General features: G+C 60.4%; 11 protein-coding genes and 1 tRNA gene. 6 read left to right on the top strand and 6 right to left on the bottom strand.

Features of this window, described 5'->3' with window-relative positions; all coding sequences use genetic code 11:
- The first annotated feature begins 91 nt into the window (after positions 1 to 91).
- On the top strand, positions 92 to 943 hold the full coding sequence (locus OHL12_RS02860; RefSeq protein WP_263412329.1) for a hypothetical protein: 852 nt from the start codon (positions 92 to 94) through the stop codon (positions 941 to 943).
- A gap of 14 nt (positions 944 to 957) precedes the next feature.
- Here OHL12_RS02860 and menC read toward each other — a convergent pair whose 3' ends face one another.
- The 4 genes from menC to OHL12_RS02840 all read right to left on the bottom strand — a co-directional run bounded on the left by menC (position 958) and on the right by OHL12_RS02840 (position 4,304).
- Complete coding sequence (menC, locus tag OHL12_RS02855) at positions 958 to 2,067, bottom strand: o-succinylbenzoate synthase (protein ID WP_263412328.1); 1,110 nt, start codon at positions 2,065 to 2,067, stop codon at positions 958 to 960.
- Positions 2,064 to 2,846: a GNAT family N-acetyltransferase gene (locus tag OHL12_RS02850; RefSeq protein ID WP_263412327.1), complete on the bottom strand. Its 783-nt coding sequence runs from the start codon at positions 2,844 to 2,846 to the stop codon at positions 2,064 to 2,066. The genes menC and OHL12_RS02850 overlap by 4 nt, the downstream gene beginning before the upstream one ends.
- On the bottom strand, positions 2,843 to 3,685 hold the full coding sequence (gene mazG, locus OHL12_RS02845; RefSeq protein ID WP_263412326.1) for a nucleoside triphosphate pyrophosphohydrolase: 843 nt from the start codon (positions 3,683 to 3,685) through the stop codon (positions 2,843 to 2,845). Before mazG ends, OHL12_RS02850 begins: the two co-directional genes overlap by 4 nt.
- Before the next feature lie 94 nt (positions 3,686 to 3,779).
- A complete protein-coding gene (locus OHL12_RS02840) occupies positions 3,780 to 4,304 on the bottom strand; it encodes a DinB family protein (protein WP_263412325.1) in 525 nt (174 codons plus the stop codon).
- A gap of 46 nt (positions 4,305 to 4,350) precedes the next feature.
- Between OHL12_RS02840 and ffh the strand changes: the two genes are divergently transcribed.
- The 4 genes from ffh to OHL12_RS02820 all read left to right on the top strand — a co-directional run bounded on the left by ffh (position 4,351) and on the right by OHL12_RS02820 (position 7,502).
- The gene (gene ffh / locus OHL12_RS02835; RefSeq protein ID WP_263412324.1) at positions 4,351 to 5,742 is read left to right on the top strand and encodes a signal recognition particle protein; all 1,392 of its coding nucleotides are present in this window, start codon (positions 4,351 to 4,353) and stop codon (positions 5,740 to 5,742) included.
- 168 nt (positions 5,743 to 5,910) lie between these two features.
- Positions 5,911 to 6,435 (top strand): peroxiredoxin family protein, encoded by a 525-nt coding sequence (locus OHL12_RS02830; RefSeq protein ID WP_317889794.1) that lies wholly within the window; start codon positions 5,911 to 5,913, stop codon positions 6,433 to 6,435.
- Between the two features lie 121 nt (positions 6,436 to 6,556).
- Positions 6,557 to 7,372, top strand: coding sequence for an IclR family transcriptional regulator domain-containing protein (locus tag OHL12_RS02825; RefSeq protein ID WP_399260475.1), 816 nt, complete (start codon positions 6,557 to 6,559; stop codon positions 7,370 to 7,372).
- Between the two features lie 53 nt (positions 7,373 to 7,425).
- Positions 7,426 to 7,502: transfer RNA gene (locus OHL12_RS02820), tRNA-Met, on the top strand.
- A gap of 274 nt (positions 7,503 to 7,776) precedes the next feature.
- Here the strand turns inward: OHL12_RS02820 and OHL12_RS02815 are convergent.
- Together OHL12_RS02815 and OHL12_RS02810 are read right to left on the bottom strand one after the other, a co-directional pair.
- A complete protein-coding gene (locus OHL12_RS02815) occupies positions 7,777 to 10,419 on the bottom strand; it encodes a glycoside hydrolase family 2 protein (protein ID WP_263412323.1) in 2,643 nt (880 codons plus the stop codon).
- Positions 10,420 to 10,538: 119 nt separating this feature from the next.
- Complete coding sequence (locus OHL12_RS02810; protein WP_263412322.1) at positions 10,539 to 13,907, bottom strand: TonB-dependent receptor; 3,369 nt, start codon at positions 13,905 to 13,907, stop codon at positions 10,539 to 10,541.
- A gap of 257 nt (positions 13,908 to 14,164) precedes the next feature.
- Between OHL12_RS02810 and OHL12_RS02805 the strand changes: the two genes are divergently transcribed.
- Entirely contained in the window at positions 14,165 to 15,532 is a 1,368-nt protein-coding gene (locus OHL12_RS02805) for a hypothetical protein (RefSeq protein WP_263412321.1), read from the top strand.
- Positions 15,533 to 15,539: the final 7 nt, after the last annotated feature.

The following is a 15,539-nucleotide window of genomic DNA, read 5'->3' as shown; positions in this document are numbered from 1 at the left end:
TCTCCCGGCGAGTGTACCGAAGGACAAGGACCGGCACAACGGGAGGTGCAGTTCTGCTAACGTGGAAGCGCCTGGTGCATCCAACCCTTACGTGAGAACGCTGCTTTATCCCGCTGTGCTGTTGAGTTTTCTGGCTCCGGTGGCATGCTCCGGCGCGAAGCAGAGTTCGGAGCCGGCGGTGGATATCCGCGCGCTGATGCGGGACGTTTGCCATGAAGAGATCCAGGTGCTGCAGCGGCATGACTCGCGTTTGCGCTACCAGGTGCACCGCGAGGACCGACATGGAACAACGGTGCGCGACCAGATTGAGAGCCATGATGGCGGCGTCGCGCGACTGCTGCAACACAACGGGCAGACGCTGACGGTTGAGGAGAATGCCGGAGAACAGCAACGGCTGAAAGCGCTGCTGGGGACCAACAAGCTGCAGCAGCGTGAGCGCGAAGAGGCACATAACCGGACTTACGGCACTGAGTTGCTGGAAGTGATGCCGGACGCGATGCAGTTTGCGGCGGCACCGGAGCAGACCCCCGTGCCGGATGTGCCGGATCGGCAGATCGTGGTGAACTTCGACCCGAACCCGGCCTTTCACCCAGCCAACATGGCGCAGCAGATTCTGCCCGCGCTGCATGGGCGCGCCTGGATCGATCTGAACGATCACCGGCTGCTGCGGATGGAGTTGCGAAATAGCTCCGATGTAAACCTGGCGTGGGGCCTGCTCGCTAAGGTGTACGCGGGCGGAAGCATTCTGTATGAGCAGCGGCGGGTTCAGGACATCTCGACCTTCACGCACATCGTCATGCACCTGCGCGTTCGCGAATTGATGCTGAAGACCGTGCAGATGGACACGGATACGAGAGCGACCGACTTCCAGCGCCTGGCGAGTTCTCCTAGCGGAGACGATGCCATTCGCATGCTGCTGTCTGAAACGGTGCCTACGCGCTGAGACTACGCGCTGAACTAGCCATTGAAGTGGGCACGGCGCACCGTGAGCGCATCGACTCGGTCCTGGTCTACTTCAAAGCCACGACCCGGTGAGGCCGGAACAGCGATTTCACCTTCCGGGCTAACAGTCACCTCAGGATGGATGATGTCCTGTGCCCAGTAGCGCTTGGAGGCGGAGACATCGCCGGGTAACGTGAAGTTGGGCAGGGACGAGAGCGCAATGTTCTGAGCGCGTCCGATGCCGCTCTCCAGCATGCCGCCACACCAAACCGGCACGCCATGCTGCTGGGCGATGTCATGGATCGCGATCGCTTCGCTGAAGCCGCCAACGCGACCCACCTTGATGTTGAGGATGCGGCCGCTGCCCAGGCGCAGTGCGGCATCGGCGTCGCGCCGATTGCGAATGCATTCGTCGAGGCAGATGTCGGTCTTGATTCGGCGTTGGAGCTCAGCATGGAAGAAGAAGTCGTCGTACCACAGGGGCTGCTCGATCATGAGCAGGTTGAACTCATCCCAGGTAGCAATGTGGTCGGCATCGGAGAGGCGGTATGCGGAGTTCGCATCGCAGCTGAGAAGAATGTCGGGCCAGCGCTTGCGAACCGCTGCAAACATTTCCGTGTCCCAACCGGGCTTGCACTTGAGCTTGATGCGCTGGTAGCCCGCGGCGACCTCCTGCTCGACCTTGGCGAGTTGCTCGTCCATGGTGTCCTGCATGCCGATCGAGACGCCGCATGCGATGCGATCTCGCGTGCCGCCCAGCAGCCGGGCGAGCGAGACGCCCTTGACCTGCGCCTCCATGTCCCAGACGGCGTTCTCCACCGCAGCCTTGGCCATCCGATGGCCGCGAACCTGCTCGAGTAGAGCGGGGATGTCGCTTCCCTTCTCCAATGTCTTGCCGAGGAGCCGCGGTACGAGCTCGGATTCCGTGATGAGCCACGCGGTGTCGATCATCTCGTCGGAGAAGTATGGGTGTTCCCCGGCGACGCACTCGCCCCATGCGCTGACGCCGTCACTCTCGATCTGGACCAGCAGAATGCGACGCGTGTTTGTCCGACCGAAGCTGGTGACGAACGGGTGCGCAAGCGGCATCTGGATTTCGCGCAAGGTGATCTGTTGAAGCTTCATAGCTGAACCCCTGTTGGTTTCAAGAAGGCAGTCTCCGCCGGCGCGCGGCCGAGCAGGAACGAGCCTTGGCCGTCCGCTCCGCGGAGGTAATCGATTGCGGCCAGACCCTTCGCAAACGCATGCTCAAGTTGCTGGCGAATCCGGATCTGCGTTGCTGAGGCGCGAGCGTCACGATCGGCCTTCCACGCGTAAATTTCCGCGGGAACCTCCACTGTGCCTTCTGCCTCGGTCCCGTGTTCCGCGGTGAGAGCGCGTTCCACGTGTGCGGTGCGGATCCACCACTCGGCATAGAGACGATCCGTTGGCAGGCCACCCTGCAGCGGCGACGAGGATGGACCGTAGAAATCACGCACGTAGCGCCGACTGATTGCACCCAGGCGATGCAGATTGAAGAAAGCGTTCTTAATCTCCAACGGATCGTAGGTCCACTCGATCAGATCGAACCCGTCCGCGAGCGCAATGTCCCGCTGCGCCAGCTTTAACGTGCGGCCGACACCGCTGTTGCGGTAGGCAGGCAACACCGCCAGCATCTGCGAGTGGAGGTACGCGTGCCCGTCCCGGTAGCCGGGAAAAGCAAGATTGAACGCGACGATTGTGTCGCCGTGCATGGCGCCAAGCACATGGCCACCAAGTTTCTCCGCCAACAGAAATGCGCGGCGCGGAAAGAGCTCATCCGGGGAGTAGCCCCAGGTTGTGCGCTGGATTTCAACGCAGTGATCGAACTGGTCTAGAGTTCGCAGCCGTTCCGTGCGCAGAGCGTTCGGTCGTACTTCACTCACGCACGCTCCTCCTGCTTGGCACGGTCCCAGAAAGCTTCCATCTGTTCCGCCGAATGAGCGGACAGCGGCGTGGCACCCGCAAACGTCTCCATGCGCTCGAAACGACGGCGAAACTTCGCGTTGGCCTTGCGGAGCGCCTGCTCAGGGTCAAGCTTCAGGTGACGCGCGAGATTTGCCAAGACGAAAAGGAGGTCCCCGAACTCCTCCTCCATGCGAGCCGGCTGCGTTGGACCGTCCGCGATCACTTCGTCACGAAGCTCCTGAACTTCTTCCGCGACTTTGTCGAACAAACCGCTGCTATCCGGCCAATCGAAGCCGATAGCTGCTGCGGCCTTTCCGAGCTTGCGAGCCTCTGTAAAGGCAGGCATGGCGGAGGAGATGCCGGCGAGCAGGCCGGACGCGGAGGCCAGTCCGTTGACCGCGGACGAGCGCTCCTGCCGCTTCACGCCATCCCAGGTGGCAATCACCTCGTCCGCGGTGGCCGCGCTTTCGTTGCCGAAAACATGTGGGTGACGCCGCAGGAGCTTCGCGCTCAGGTTCCGAATGACCTGTGCGATGGTGAAGCGGCCTTCATCCTCGGCGATCTGTGCATAGAAGAGGACTTGCAGCAGAAGGTCTCCGAGCTCGTCCTGGAGACCGGTCCAATCACGCCGATCGATCGCGTCAAAGACCTCGTACACCTCTTCCAGCGTGTGAGGCTTGATGCTGTCGAGGGTCTGTTCGCGGTCCCAGGGACACCCGCCAGGGGCACGCAGGTGTGCCATAATCGCGGCGGCCTCCGCGAATGCCTCCGCGGCGTCGGCTTTGGCCTGTAGCTCTTCCGGAGCAAGATGCGCCATGCGCCTATGGTAGCAATCGCTACTGAAGCAGACTCCTGCGCACAATCGTAAGGACGCTCGATGTTGAATCAGAGTGCGCGTAAATTCGCCGTACTCAGCTCTGCTCTGCGGTGTGCAGCGCGCGCAGCACCTTCGCGGTGGTAACTGCCTGACCGGCATGTCGCTGTGTATGGTCGGCCAGATGAACCAGCAACGCGGCGAGCGGAACGGGCAGCCGGGCAGCGCCGACATACCTTGTCTGCTCAAGCTGTTCCAGTGGAAGCGCTTGGATCCGCTGGTCCGCTAAGCGGAGCGACGTCTCGAACTCTTCCCGGCTCTCGATCGCCGTAGCGGGCGAGTGTTCCCCTGCAAGGGCGTCCCGCTGCTGCGGTGAGAGTGGGCTGCCTTCGGCGTAGGTGAGTAGGCGGTCAAGGCTGCGGGCGATATGGCGCGCCTGAAAGCCGACGGATGGCAGCCCGTACGGTTGCTCCTCCAGAAGGCCCGGCGGTAAGGGCCAAACCCACCGCTCGAAGTCCTCGCGGGCAAGATCCAGCGCGTGCAGCACTGCGCGAGGCACTGCATGAACCTGCTGGCGGCCGCCACGCAGCCACGGTTCTACGGAGTTTTCTTTCTGTGGCATGGCTTCATGCTGCCATACCGGAGTGCCTGTAAACTTTGAAGTGGCTATGTTCGAAAACCTTCAGGAAAAACTGCAGCGCGCCTTCAAGAACCTCCGCGGTCAGGGCACGATTACGGACGAAAACATTGGCGAGGCTCTTCGCGAGATCCGGCTTGCGTTGCTGGAGAGCGACGTAAATCTGAACGTGGTGAAGAGCCTGATCGAGCGTGTCCGTGAACGCGCGATCGGAACACAGGTTGCAACTGCGCTTTCGCCAACAGAACAGGTCATCAAGATCGTCCATGACGAGCTGATTGAGGTGCTTGGGCGGGACAATGCTCGCTTCAAGTTCTCCTCGCAGCCGCCCACCGTCATCCTGATGGCAGGTCTGCAGGGGTCGGGCAAGACCACGACCAGCGGCAAGCTGGCGAGTTGGTTGAAGAAGGGCGGGCACCGGCCGATGCTGGTGTCGGTCGACGTGTATCGGCCTGCGGCACGCGAGCAGTTGGCCATCGTGGCGAAAAGCGTCGGCGCGCAGATCTACACCGGTAAGGTGAGCGACGAAGAAGCCGGCACACCGCTGGTGGAACGGCTGGCGCGCGAGGCCAAGCGCGAGGCCACGAACTTCGGAAATGACGTTCTAATTGTGGATACGGCTGGGCGGCTTGGCATCGACGAACCATTAATGGACGAGATGCGCAAGCTGAAAGCGCTTCTGAACCCTTCCGAAATCCTGTTTGTCGCCGACGCGATGACGGGGCAGGACGCGGTGAACTCTGCCGATGCGTTCCACAGGGAGCTAGGACTGACCGGCGTTGTGCTGACCAAGATGGACGGTGACGCACGAGGCGGAGCCGCGCTTTCGATCCGAAATGTGACGGGCGCGCCGGTGAAGTTTCTGGGCACAGGCGAGAAGCCGGACGCCTTCGAGGCGTTCCACCCCGACCGGATTGTGTCGCGCATCATGGGCATGGGCGACATCGCTACCCTGCTGGAACGCGCAGAAGAGAAGCTGGACCGGGGCAAGGCTGAAGAGTTTGCCAAGAAAGCACTGACCGGCGATGGGTTCTCGCTGGAAGATTTTCGCGATCAGATGCGGCAGATCAAGAAGCTGGGATCCATGCAGTCGATCCTCAAGATGCTGCCGAGCGTTGGTCCGTTCCAGGGTCTGCAGCAGGCCGCTGAGCATGTGGACGAGGGTCAATTTGCCCGGGTCGAGGCAATGATCAACTCCATGACGAAGAAAGAGCGCCTGAATCACGAGATCATCTCGGGATCGAGGCGACGCCGGATCGCCGCTGGCAGCGGCACCAGCGTTCAGGAAGTGAACCAACTGCTGAAGCAGTATGCGCAGATGCGCAAGATGTTCAAGGGCCTCGGCTCTGGTGGCGGAAAGATGCAGCGCCGGCTGATGGCACAGATGGGCAATATGGGCAACATGGGAAGGTTTGGCCGCTAGGTGAGCGGGGAACCTTTAGATCCAATCCCATTGCTGCAGCCACGACTCGACGAGATTACACAGAACACGCGGCGGCTCGTTCAACCAGAACGGCTTTTAGCTGCAGAGCGGTTGATCTCTGACCTATTCCATAGCGGAATTGAGCAGCGGATCTTGCCGGTCGGGTCGATGTTGCCGAGGTTTGCACTGCCAGATTCCAGCACGGGTCGCGAGGTCCACTCGGAAGATCTGCTCTCGCTTGGCCCCCTGATCATCAGTTTCTTTCGGGGTCGATGGGACCCCTACTGTGTTACCGAACTGGAGATGTGGCGGGATCTGTACCCCGAGGTACGGCGCCGCCGTGCCTTGCTGATCGCCGTGTCTCCGCAAACTCTGCGCCAGGGTGACTTCGCAGTACAGCAGCATGAACTGCCCTTCCCGCTGCTGAGAGACGAGCACTGCGGTGTGGCGGAACAGCTGGGGATCGCGTATGGGGTTACGGCCGAAATGGATCGCTACTATCGTTCCATCCTGGTTAGCTTGCCCTTCATCAACAGCGGCCGAAACGTGATGGACACGGCCGCCGGCGATGCCGGCAGGCTGCCTCTACCCGCTACATTCCTGGTAGCTGGTGAGGGACAGATTCGATTCGCGGAGGGCTACGCCGACCACCGCGTGCGCCCGGAACCGCGGGACGTTTTGGCGCTCCTGTAAGTACGTTCCCATGAAAAGCACGCGTGCAAGCAGCGGTCTCTCACGCGTATACTGATGGTGCGGTTATCGAGTTGCCTGGGCGGTTTTCGCGCGTAGGAACGGATGGCCGGGAGGCAGTAAGGTGGCAGAAACTCTGGTCAACAGTAAGACGGAAACGGCGGCACACCTGAACCAGTACGCAGGCGACCCCAACTTCATGACTTCGCTCGCTCGCGGACTCTGTGTGCTGGAGGCGTTTGCTCAGGAGTCGCCACAGATGACCATCTCGCAGTTGAGCAGCAAGACGGGCCTGAGCCGTGCGGCAGTGCGCCGTTGTTTATATACCCTGTCTCGGCTCGGGTATGCAGGCGCCGAAGATGGTCAGAGGTACGCACTGCGTCCGAAGATGCTGACCTTGAGCCATACCTACACCGTGAGTAATACGCTCTCCAGCGCGGCGCAACCGATACTGGAACGGATGAGCGATCAGTTGAAGGAGAGCTTCAGCGTAGCTACCCTGGACGGCGATGAGATCGTGTATATCGCTCGCTCTCAGGTAAGTCGGCTGATGAGCGTTGACTTACATGTGGGTAGCCGTCTGCCCGCCTATTGCACATCAATGGGCCGTGTGCTGATCGCATCGCAGCCCCCGGATGAAGTTGAGCGCTATCTATCGCGTGTGGAGCTGAAGCCATTTACAAGCAAGACAGTCAGCAGCGTGGACAAACTACGGTCCATGTTGCGCAACGTCCGCCGCAATGGATATGCCATGTGCGATCAGGAGTTCGAGATAGGTTTGCGGTCCATTGCCGTCCCTGTATACGCGCCAAGCGGCAAAGTAATCGCCACGGTAAATCTGAGCGGCAATGCACAACGTATGCCACTGCTGGACATGCAGACGCAGTTTCTTCCCCACTTACGCGCGGCAGCAAACGAACTTAGTGTCTTTCTGCGCTGAGGCGCCAGGGGCCCCTTGGTTGACAGATCTGAGCAAGCACCATATATTGGGAATGCGGGGTGGAGCAGCCCGGTAGCTCGTTGGGCTCATAACCCAAAGGTCGCAGGTTCAAATCCTGCCCCCGCAACCAATTACAAGATTGCCGATCCCACAAACCCCACACGCTTGGGGTTTTGGTGCTTTTGGGCACAACTCGCGGGTTGTAGTCCGTCGGCGTTGTAGACCTCAAGGTTATTGCAACAACGTTGCTGTTCCCTTCCGCTTGGACGCGATTCTATGATCGGAAACGGGCGCGGGCCTGTCTGCTGCAAGTCTAGCGCGCGGTAGCACCAGGTCTCCACATCCGCCATGTGCGCCCGTGTAATTGCACTCTGAGACCAGAGTTGCGGCGTTATGAAGTCTCCTCACCTGCGTTTTTGGTTGACCGGAACGATCTGTGATGCTGGCCAACTGCTCGGCTGCGCATTAGCGTTTAATCGACCATCTACGGGTCCCTGCGAGGCCTTCAGGCCAACGTTGTACCCGTCCAGCAGCAGCAACGGACCACCGGCAAGGTTCCGCGTATTCGCTTCGATGGTCAGTTGCCGCGACTCACCAGGAGCAAGACAGAGGTAGTTGTCGCTGTAGAACACGGGCAGCACACGCGCGTTATCGGATTTGCGATGCAATTGCAGATGCGCCAGCAAGGCAACGCTGGCCCCCGGGTTGGTAATAGTGACGTCAAGCACGGTGTTCTGATTCACCTGCCTAGCAGTTGCGATCACGGTAAGATTCGCAGGCGGAACCTGATCGAGCAGGGTGAAATCGTCCTGGGCAACGTTCTTCCAGTAAAAGTTTGTCGAGAGCAGCTTCCTATCGGCGTTCTCCAGATCAAGCTTTAGAAAGTAGACCTCGGAGATATGCGGATCGACCCACAGTGTATTTACTGTCACTGTGCTACTTGCAGGCACGATATCCAGCGGCCGGGTCGATCGGTGACTGACTGAACCGTCCAGACGGTACACAGTCTGGGTCAGCCGCAGGCCGGCCAGGTTCACCGGTTCGTTGTTCACCACCTGCACGGTGCGCAGCGCCTCATTCATCTGCACGTGTACCGGCTCCGCGGCTTTGCGGACCGCAAACAGCGACGCATTCGGCTCCAGGTCGTAGTGATACAACTGCCACACAAAGCTCGGCTGGGCGGGATGGCTCATCCACGTGATCACACCCGTAGTGTTCTGGAACATCGTCGCGTTACGCGACTCGTACATAGCGCGGAAGGCCTCGTAGTTCGCCATCTGTGCTTTGCGCGCGAAGTCCGCTAAGTTGCGAATCGCGCCGTAGCGATGCGCCAGCGTTGCGGGGTATTCATTGCCGCGCTGCGCGCCTGCGGCCATGTCGTGCTGTGCCCAGTCGTCGTTGATTGTCTCCCAATCCTTTTGCGGCATCATGCCTTGGATGGACTCCAATGTTGGCACCGACACAGAGCCGGTCTCCGTTTTGAAGGCCTCGTTGATCTGGTAGAAGAAGTGCGGCGCGCGCCAGTAGTACGGACCATGCGACGACACTCCGCGACCGTCGGTGGAACTGCTCTGGTACAGCCGCTCTGGATCCAGCCGCTTCATCATCGCTGCAAGCTGCGCATCCAGGGCGGCCGGCGGGTGCCCCTCGTTCCGCGCGCACCAAACCACGATGGACGGGTGATTGCGATAGCGCAGAACCTTGTCCGTCACGTTCGCCAAATACGTGTCGTAGTCCGTGACGTTCGGGCCGTCGCCGGGATTCGGCTGAAAGAACTCGTCCCACAGCATAATGCCGTACTTGTCCGCGTACTTGTATAAGTCGGGGCTGGTACTCTGGCCCACCCAGTTGCGGATCAGGTTCAAATTGGCGAGCGCGTGCATGCGCACCTGCGCTTCTAGCCGATCGCTTGGAATGCGCTTCATGGCCTCATCCAGGCCCCAGTTGCCTCCGCGCACCATCACCTTCACGTTGTTGACCACAAGGGTCAACACATCGGAACCGGGCACCTGGTACTCCACCTTGCGAATGCCGAATTGCACGTCTGCTTCGTCCGAAATACTCTTCCCGGTCTCGAATCGCAGCAGCAGGTGGTGCAGATTCGGCTCGCCATACCCGTTCGGCCACCACAGCTTCGGATGATCCATGTGCAGCGCCGGCGAGGTAGCAGAATTCAGCGAAATGTCCTGGTGGCCGTTCGCGTCCACCTGCACCTGTTTGCGGAACACGATGCTATACGGCTCCCCTTCAATCGTCCCGACCAGCACGCCCGTGACTGAACTGCCTGTGTGATTGACCAGCTTCGCGGAAACGTCCACATCCGCGCTGTCCAGCGCCGACGACAGATGGCTCACCACCTGCGGCGTCTCGACCGTAACAGGGCCGCTGTCCGAGATCGTCACCGGCTGCCAGATGCCCGTCGCTCGATCTCGCACAGCCATCAGCCAGTCCCAGCCGATGGTGGAAAGAAAGGTAGGTCCGTCGATTGCGGTCTCCCCGCCGTTGTGCCCGGTGCCGTTGGCCACCGTATGCTCGTGCGGCGTGCCGGGGTGCGGCTGCGGAGAGACCTGGACTGCCAAACCAGAGACCTTGCCCGGCTTCACCGCATCCGTAATGTCGAAGTCCCCACGAAGGAACGCCCCTTTCAGAGCGCCAATCTGCTTCCCGTCGAGCCAGATCTGCGCAGCATAGTTGAGTCCGCCAAAATGCAGCCACACGCGGCGCCCCTTGTAGCTCGGGGGCACGGTGATCGTTGTGCGATACCAGTACGTAGCCTTGTTCAGGCTCTCCGGAATAGTACGCATGTTCTCGCCGTACAGCGGCTCCGGGTAAACGTGATTATCGACCAATGTAGTCAGCACGGTGCCCGGCACAGTGGCCCTGTACCATCCGGCGGTTTGGTACTTCGGACGGCTGATCTCCGCGCCTTGCGCGGCGACCTTTGAAGCGTCCTGCATTGCCCAGCCCTCCACGTTCTGCACGTGGATTTGCGCAAGTGCGCACAGTGGCAACAGAGCGGCAAGCAGTACAGAAAAACGCAGCTTCATGGAACTCCCAAAACCAAGGGTGAAAGCGGAACACGGTAACGCGAGCGACACTCCAAGCCTTGCGTGTGTTCCAGTAAGAAAAAGAGCTGCGGCAATGAGATGCCGCAGCCTGGAGGAAGTTAGAAGTTCAGGCGAGTCACGATCTGCAGGAAGCGATTCGAGGTAGATCCCGTGATCAGGCCAAAGCTCGGCGCGTTGAAGAAGGCGTGCGTCGCATCCGTCGTCAGCCCCAGCGAGGTTCCAGGGTTCGCCAGATTGTTGTGGTTCAGCACATTGAAGGCGTCTACGCGGAAGACAAAGGCGAACTCCTTGTACAGAGGAAAGCTTCGCGAGGCGGATAGGTCGAAGTTGATCTCTCCCGGCGCTCGCACGCTGTAACGCGGCACGTTGCCCAGACCCGTCGCGACGACCTGCTTCCGAGCTGCGCCGGTGCCGATGAAAACCGGCCCGCTTGGTGATAACGGAAAGCTCGGATCGCTCGTCGGTCGGAAGTATTGGATGCCCGAGCCGTTGCGATACGGGCTGATCTTCAGCTGTGAGCTGTCGCCGTTTGGCCGTTGGCTATTCACACCCGGAAACTCATTCGTCTGCGTGATGGTCAGTGGAAAGCCCGTGCGCGCCGAAAAGATGGGACTGATCTCGATGTTGCGCGTGAACCATGGTCCGCGTGTGCGGTACTGAGCGGCCAATGTGTAGCTATGCCGCACGTCATATGCCGAGTTACTGCGATCCTGTGTCTTGCGAAGAACCGGATCGGACGGGTACTGACCGGCGTTCAAGCCATTCACCTGCGAGAAGTTGAAGATGCCCGAACCGTCGTCAATGGTGTGCGACCACGTGTAGGAGCTCTGAAGCGAGAAGGCCTGCCCGAAGCGGCGGCGTGCAGTGACTTGCAAGCTGTTGTAGCTGGAATCGCCCACGTTGTACGAACCCGTTAGGGTGCCGAGCGTCGGGAAGGGCCGCGCGTTCTGGGTGGCGACGGTAGTGTTCGCGTAAGCAACGGCAGTGGCTTGATTGAATGCCGGTAGATTCGCGTTCAGGTAGAGCGGCAGATGGACAGCGTGGCTGCCCACATACCCGATCTCAACGACTGTGCCCGAAAACGACTGCTGCACGCTCGCGTTCCACTGTTGATTCAGGCTCAGCGGATTGATGCTCTGATACGAAACCGCCCCCGCATTGAAGGGGTTGGAATTCGAAGCGCTTGCGAGCGCTACCTGGGGATTGTTCAGATCCTGCACACCCGTGAGTGGCATGCCTTGACTAAGAGTGAACGGTTGCGCCACACGCGTGCCCAGGTTGTTGAAGGAGACCGGGACATCATAACCGGGGAAGGAAACCTGGCCGCCCAGGTTCGACATGATTTGACCGTAGAACGTGCCATAGCCTGCACGAACGACGGTAGACGGGTGTGCCGACCAGGACAGACCGATGCGCGGTGCGAAGTTCAATTTGGCGCTCGTAATGTTCAAGGTGCGTGAGGCGTTCTTGTTCGCCACCAGTAATTGACCTGTCGCGTTGTCAAAGCGGCTGTAGCGATCGGTCGCGATATACATCGGCGACTCGTAGTCATAGCGCACGCCCAGGTTTGCGGTGAGCGTGGGAGTGATGCGCCAATCGTCCTGCCCGTACACACCCACGTTGAAGTTGCGGCGTCCGAGCAGCGGTTGCGGTATGGCGTAGCTCGAAGTCTTGACCGCGCCCAGGAGGAAGTCCGCCAGACCGTTTGTCGCCTTTCCGCCGGAGCCTGTGATGTCGGTAATGGCGCCCGTGAAGCTGTAGGAACCCTGGAACGACGATCCGGTGTTGAAGACGTTGACTTCGTCTTTGCGCAGCAGAGCACCCGCTTTGATCGTGTGCTGGCCCAACACCTTGGTGACTGAGCCGTAGGGCGTATAGGTGTTGCTATAGGTTTGGCTGGTCGAACCGTTCGTTGCGCCAAAGGTGCTGTAGCTGCTGATGTTGATGTTGGGGGTCTCATGGTACGAGTAGCGCTGAATGGCGACAGTCTGCGACGGGTCCGTTCCGAGGCTAGGCGCACCACGCTCTTCGACCCATCGATTGAAGCCGAAGCGGATGTCGACCACGGTCGTCGGCGTGACAGTGTACGTGCCGCCCGTGGAGGCCTCCCACCCTTGGTCGCAACTGCAGCCGGGAGACGTAGCAAGAATGGGATTGTTGAAGGCAAGAGCCGCGAAGCTGTTCGCAATCCAGCGGTTCACGCTGCCGTACAGCCGCAGCTTCTCGCCCACCGAGTGATCGACGCGACCGGAGTAGCGAGGCGCAACGTAAGGCACTGAATTCTGAAAAACGTAGTTGTTTGTGTACCGGTTGCTGACGTTGTCGAAGGTTCCAAGCGTGTTGGGCAGCGGCATGATGCTCATGAAACGCGCCGCCGCGGCATCGATCCGGTTCTGAGGGATTTGATTGTTCGGGAAGGGTCTGTTCGTCAGCGGATCGTAAACGATGACTGGTGACGTGCTGAAGTCGCCAGACCTGAAGCTTGCGGACGGTACACTCTGCGTCTGGAACGAAGCGACCCGCTGTAACGTCTGGTCGTAGTTGAGATAGAAAAATGTCCGTTCCTTACCGTCGTACAACCTTGGGATGTAGATGGGACCGCTCAAAATTGCGCCAAACTGGTTGTAGTTGTTCGCAGGGCGCTTCACCACCGGCGTCTGCAGCTTGTCTGCCAGGGTGTTCGCGTTCAGGACGGCGTTACGAAACAGCTCGTAGATGCCGCCGTGGAACTTGCTGGTGCCGCTGCGAGTGATCAGGGTGATGACACCGCCGGAAGTACGACCGTACTCGGCAGGAGCGTCTGCGGTGATGATGCGGAATTCCCCCAGCATGTCCGGTGAAGGCAGCCGGCTAATCTGGCCTGTTACGCCTTCCACAACAGAGTTGCCGTCCAGCAGGGTTTCGGTGTTCAGGGTGCGACTGCCGTTGATCGAGAGCTGCGCCGAGTTGACGACGTCCGTACCCGCCGTCCGACCGAAAACCACGCCGGGAGCCAGCGCCAGCAGGTTGGTGATCTCGCGGTTAGGGAGCGGAAGATTTTCCACATCACTGGGACTGATCAGCGTGCTAACCGTAGCGTCGGAACGGTTCAGTTCCTCAGCTTTAGCTGTAACGATTACGGTCTCGCCAGCGCTGCCGACCTGCAACGCAATCGGCATTTCGACGCGCGCGGCCACGCTTAGCTCCACCGTGGTCTCTGTTTTCTGGAAGCCCGCCGCTTCCACAACAAGGCGGTAGGTTCCCGGCGGCAGTTGCAGCGCCGTATACCGGCCCTGGTCGTCGCTCGTCACATGCGAGATCACAGCTCTGGTTTGCGGATTGAACAGCGAAACCGTGGCGTTCGGCACCGCTGCCCCAGTCGAGTCAGTCACGGTCCCAGAGAGGCGGGCCGTAGTGTCCTGGGCAAACAGGGCGGCCGGGGCGGCCAACAGCACGGCGGCGCTTGCGAGGCGGCGATTTGAGAACATCGGGGGTTGTCTCCTGAAGAGCTTGGGCTTCTTCCGGTTGGCACTCTAGGGTGCCCTCACCGTCTGTTTCGAAGCCCGCCAACCGTCGCCAACTGGCACAACTGCTGACAAGTGATTAGCCCGATAAATCTTTGTGAAAGGCCTGTTATCAGCAGATTTCGCGAATGTTGCGCAGGCACATCGGCTGGCTCCGCCGCCCGGCTTGTCAGCCGTTCTTGCGATGCTGTAACGTCAGCAACTTAGGAACGTGGAGTGCGATGGCGAGTAGAGACCAGGCCTTGACGGTGGACAAGTCGGAGCATCCTGAGTCCAGCAGCCCGTCCGAGCGCAGCCGGAACCCACATGGAAACGGGCAGCATCGGATCCTGGACGACGACCCACGTCTCCAACTTGTGGAACGCATCGCCACAAGCGAACCCTTCCAAAAATCCAGCAGGCTCCCTCCGCTCATCCGCTACCTGGCCAGGCACAGCCTCAACAATGACAAAGCAGCGCTAACCGAGCACGCCATCGGCCGCAGCGTCTTCGCGAAAACCGAAGACTTCACTCCCGCAGACGACAGTTCCGTCCGCGTCTACATGCGTCAGTTGCGGCTGCGTCTCCACGAGTTTTACCAGTCCACCGGGCGAGACGAGCCCATTGTGGTCGAAGTGCCCAAAGGCGGTTACGCGCTCACGTTCCATGCTGCACCAGCGCCGGAGCAGCCTGCGCCTTCGGCGGCCGCTGTACTTCCTCCAGAACGTTCGCACACCCCTGCCGAGCCACGCTGGAAGAGCGTGCTTCCCTGGGCGCTTCTTGCATTCGCCTGTCTGGTCGGAATCGCTGGATGGTACCGCGCCCTGCATGGGTCATCCCCGGAGGCCAACGCGCCTTGGCCGCTAAGCCAGGTGATCCATGCGGACAAGCAGACGACCGTGGTGCTCGCGGACGCCAGCTACTCCATGCGCATGCTCTGGAACGGAGACTTCACACTCGAGGATTACATCCACCGCGACCGCATGCACCAACTGGTTGCAAAGGCAGACAGCCGGGACGCGCCTCTGCTGCGCTATCTCGAGTCTGCGCAAATCACTTCCATGGCCGACGCCCACGCCGCCGCGGTGCTCGCCGGGCTCGCGGGTCCGTCCTGGCGCAATCTCGCCTTCCGTTCCGCGAAGGATCTGACTTCCAGCATGCTCTCGCGCGACGACGTTATTTTTATCGGTTCCAGAACCTCAAACCCGTGGGTGGAACTCTACGACAGCCGCCTCAATTTCCCGCTCGTCCAGGTGCCGGGCAGCACCCGCTACGTAGCTAATCGCGCACCTCTGCCGGGAGAGCAGAAGGCTTATACCGTCATGGAAGTAACAGGTGAGTCCGGAGAGGACTACGCGACCATCAGCCTTCTGCCCAATACCGCTGCGCCTGGTTCCGTCATGATCGTCCAAGGCATTCGCCTCGAAGGCACCGACGCCGCCATCCGCTTCCTGGGCGACGCCGACCGCAGAGCCGAACTGGAGCAGCGCCTGAAGGCAGTCAACGGAGGCATTCTGCCCAAGGCCTTTGAGGCTTTGCTGCATGCCCATTCGGTGGCAGGGTCGGCGGTGTCCATCGACTGCATTGCCGTCCGGGCAATCAAAGGCTAGCGGTCAC

This window comes from Terriglobus aquaticus, from assembly GCF_025685415.1.
Taxonomy (GTDB): domain Bacteria; phylum Acidobacteriota; class Terriglobia; order Terriglobales; family Acidobacteriaceae; genus Terriglobus; species Terriglobus aquaticus.
This window is presented reverse-complemented; position numbering and strand designations above follow the sequence as displayed.

Bases quoted from the DNA above. Each gene is read 5' to 3' on its own strand.
- menC (WP_263412328.1), bottom strand. From the start codon at position 2,067: ATGAAGCTTCAACAGATCACCTTGCGCGAAATCCAGATGCCGCTTGCG.
- mazG (WP_263412326.1), bottom strand. From the start codon at position 3,685: ATGGCGCATCTTGCTCCGGAAGAGCTACAGGCCAAAGCCGACGCCGCG.
- OHL12_RS02840 (WP_263412325.1), bottom strand. From the start codon at position 4,304: ATGCCACAGAAAGAAAACTCCGTAGAACCGTGGCTGCGTGGCGGCCGC.
- ffh (WP_263412324.1), top strand. From the start codon at position 4,351: ATGTTCGAAAACCTTCAGGAAAAACTGCAGCGCGCCTTCAAGAACCTC.
- OHL12_RS02830 (WP_317889794.1), top strand. From the start codon at position 5,911: ATGTTGCCGAGGTTTGCACTGCCAGATTCCAGCACGGGTCGCGAGGTC.
- OHL12_RS02815 (WP_263412323.1), bottom strand. From the start codon at position 10,419: ATGAAGCTGCGTTTTTCTGTACTGCTTGCCGCTCTGTTGCCACTGTGC.
- OHL12_RS02810 (WP_263412322.1), bottom strand. From the start codon at position 13,907: ATGTTCTCAAATCGCCGCCTCGCAAGCGCCGCCGTGCTGTTGGCCGCC.
- OHL12_RS02805 (WP_263412321.1), top strand. From the start codon at position 14,165: ATGGCGAGTAGAGACCAGGCCTTGACGGTGGACAAGTCGGAGCATCCT.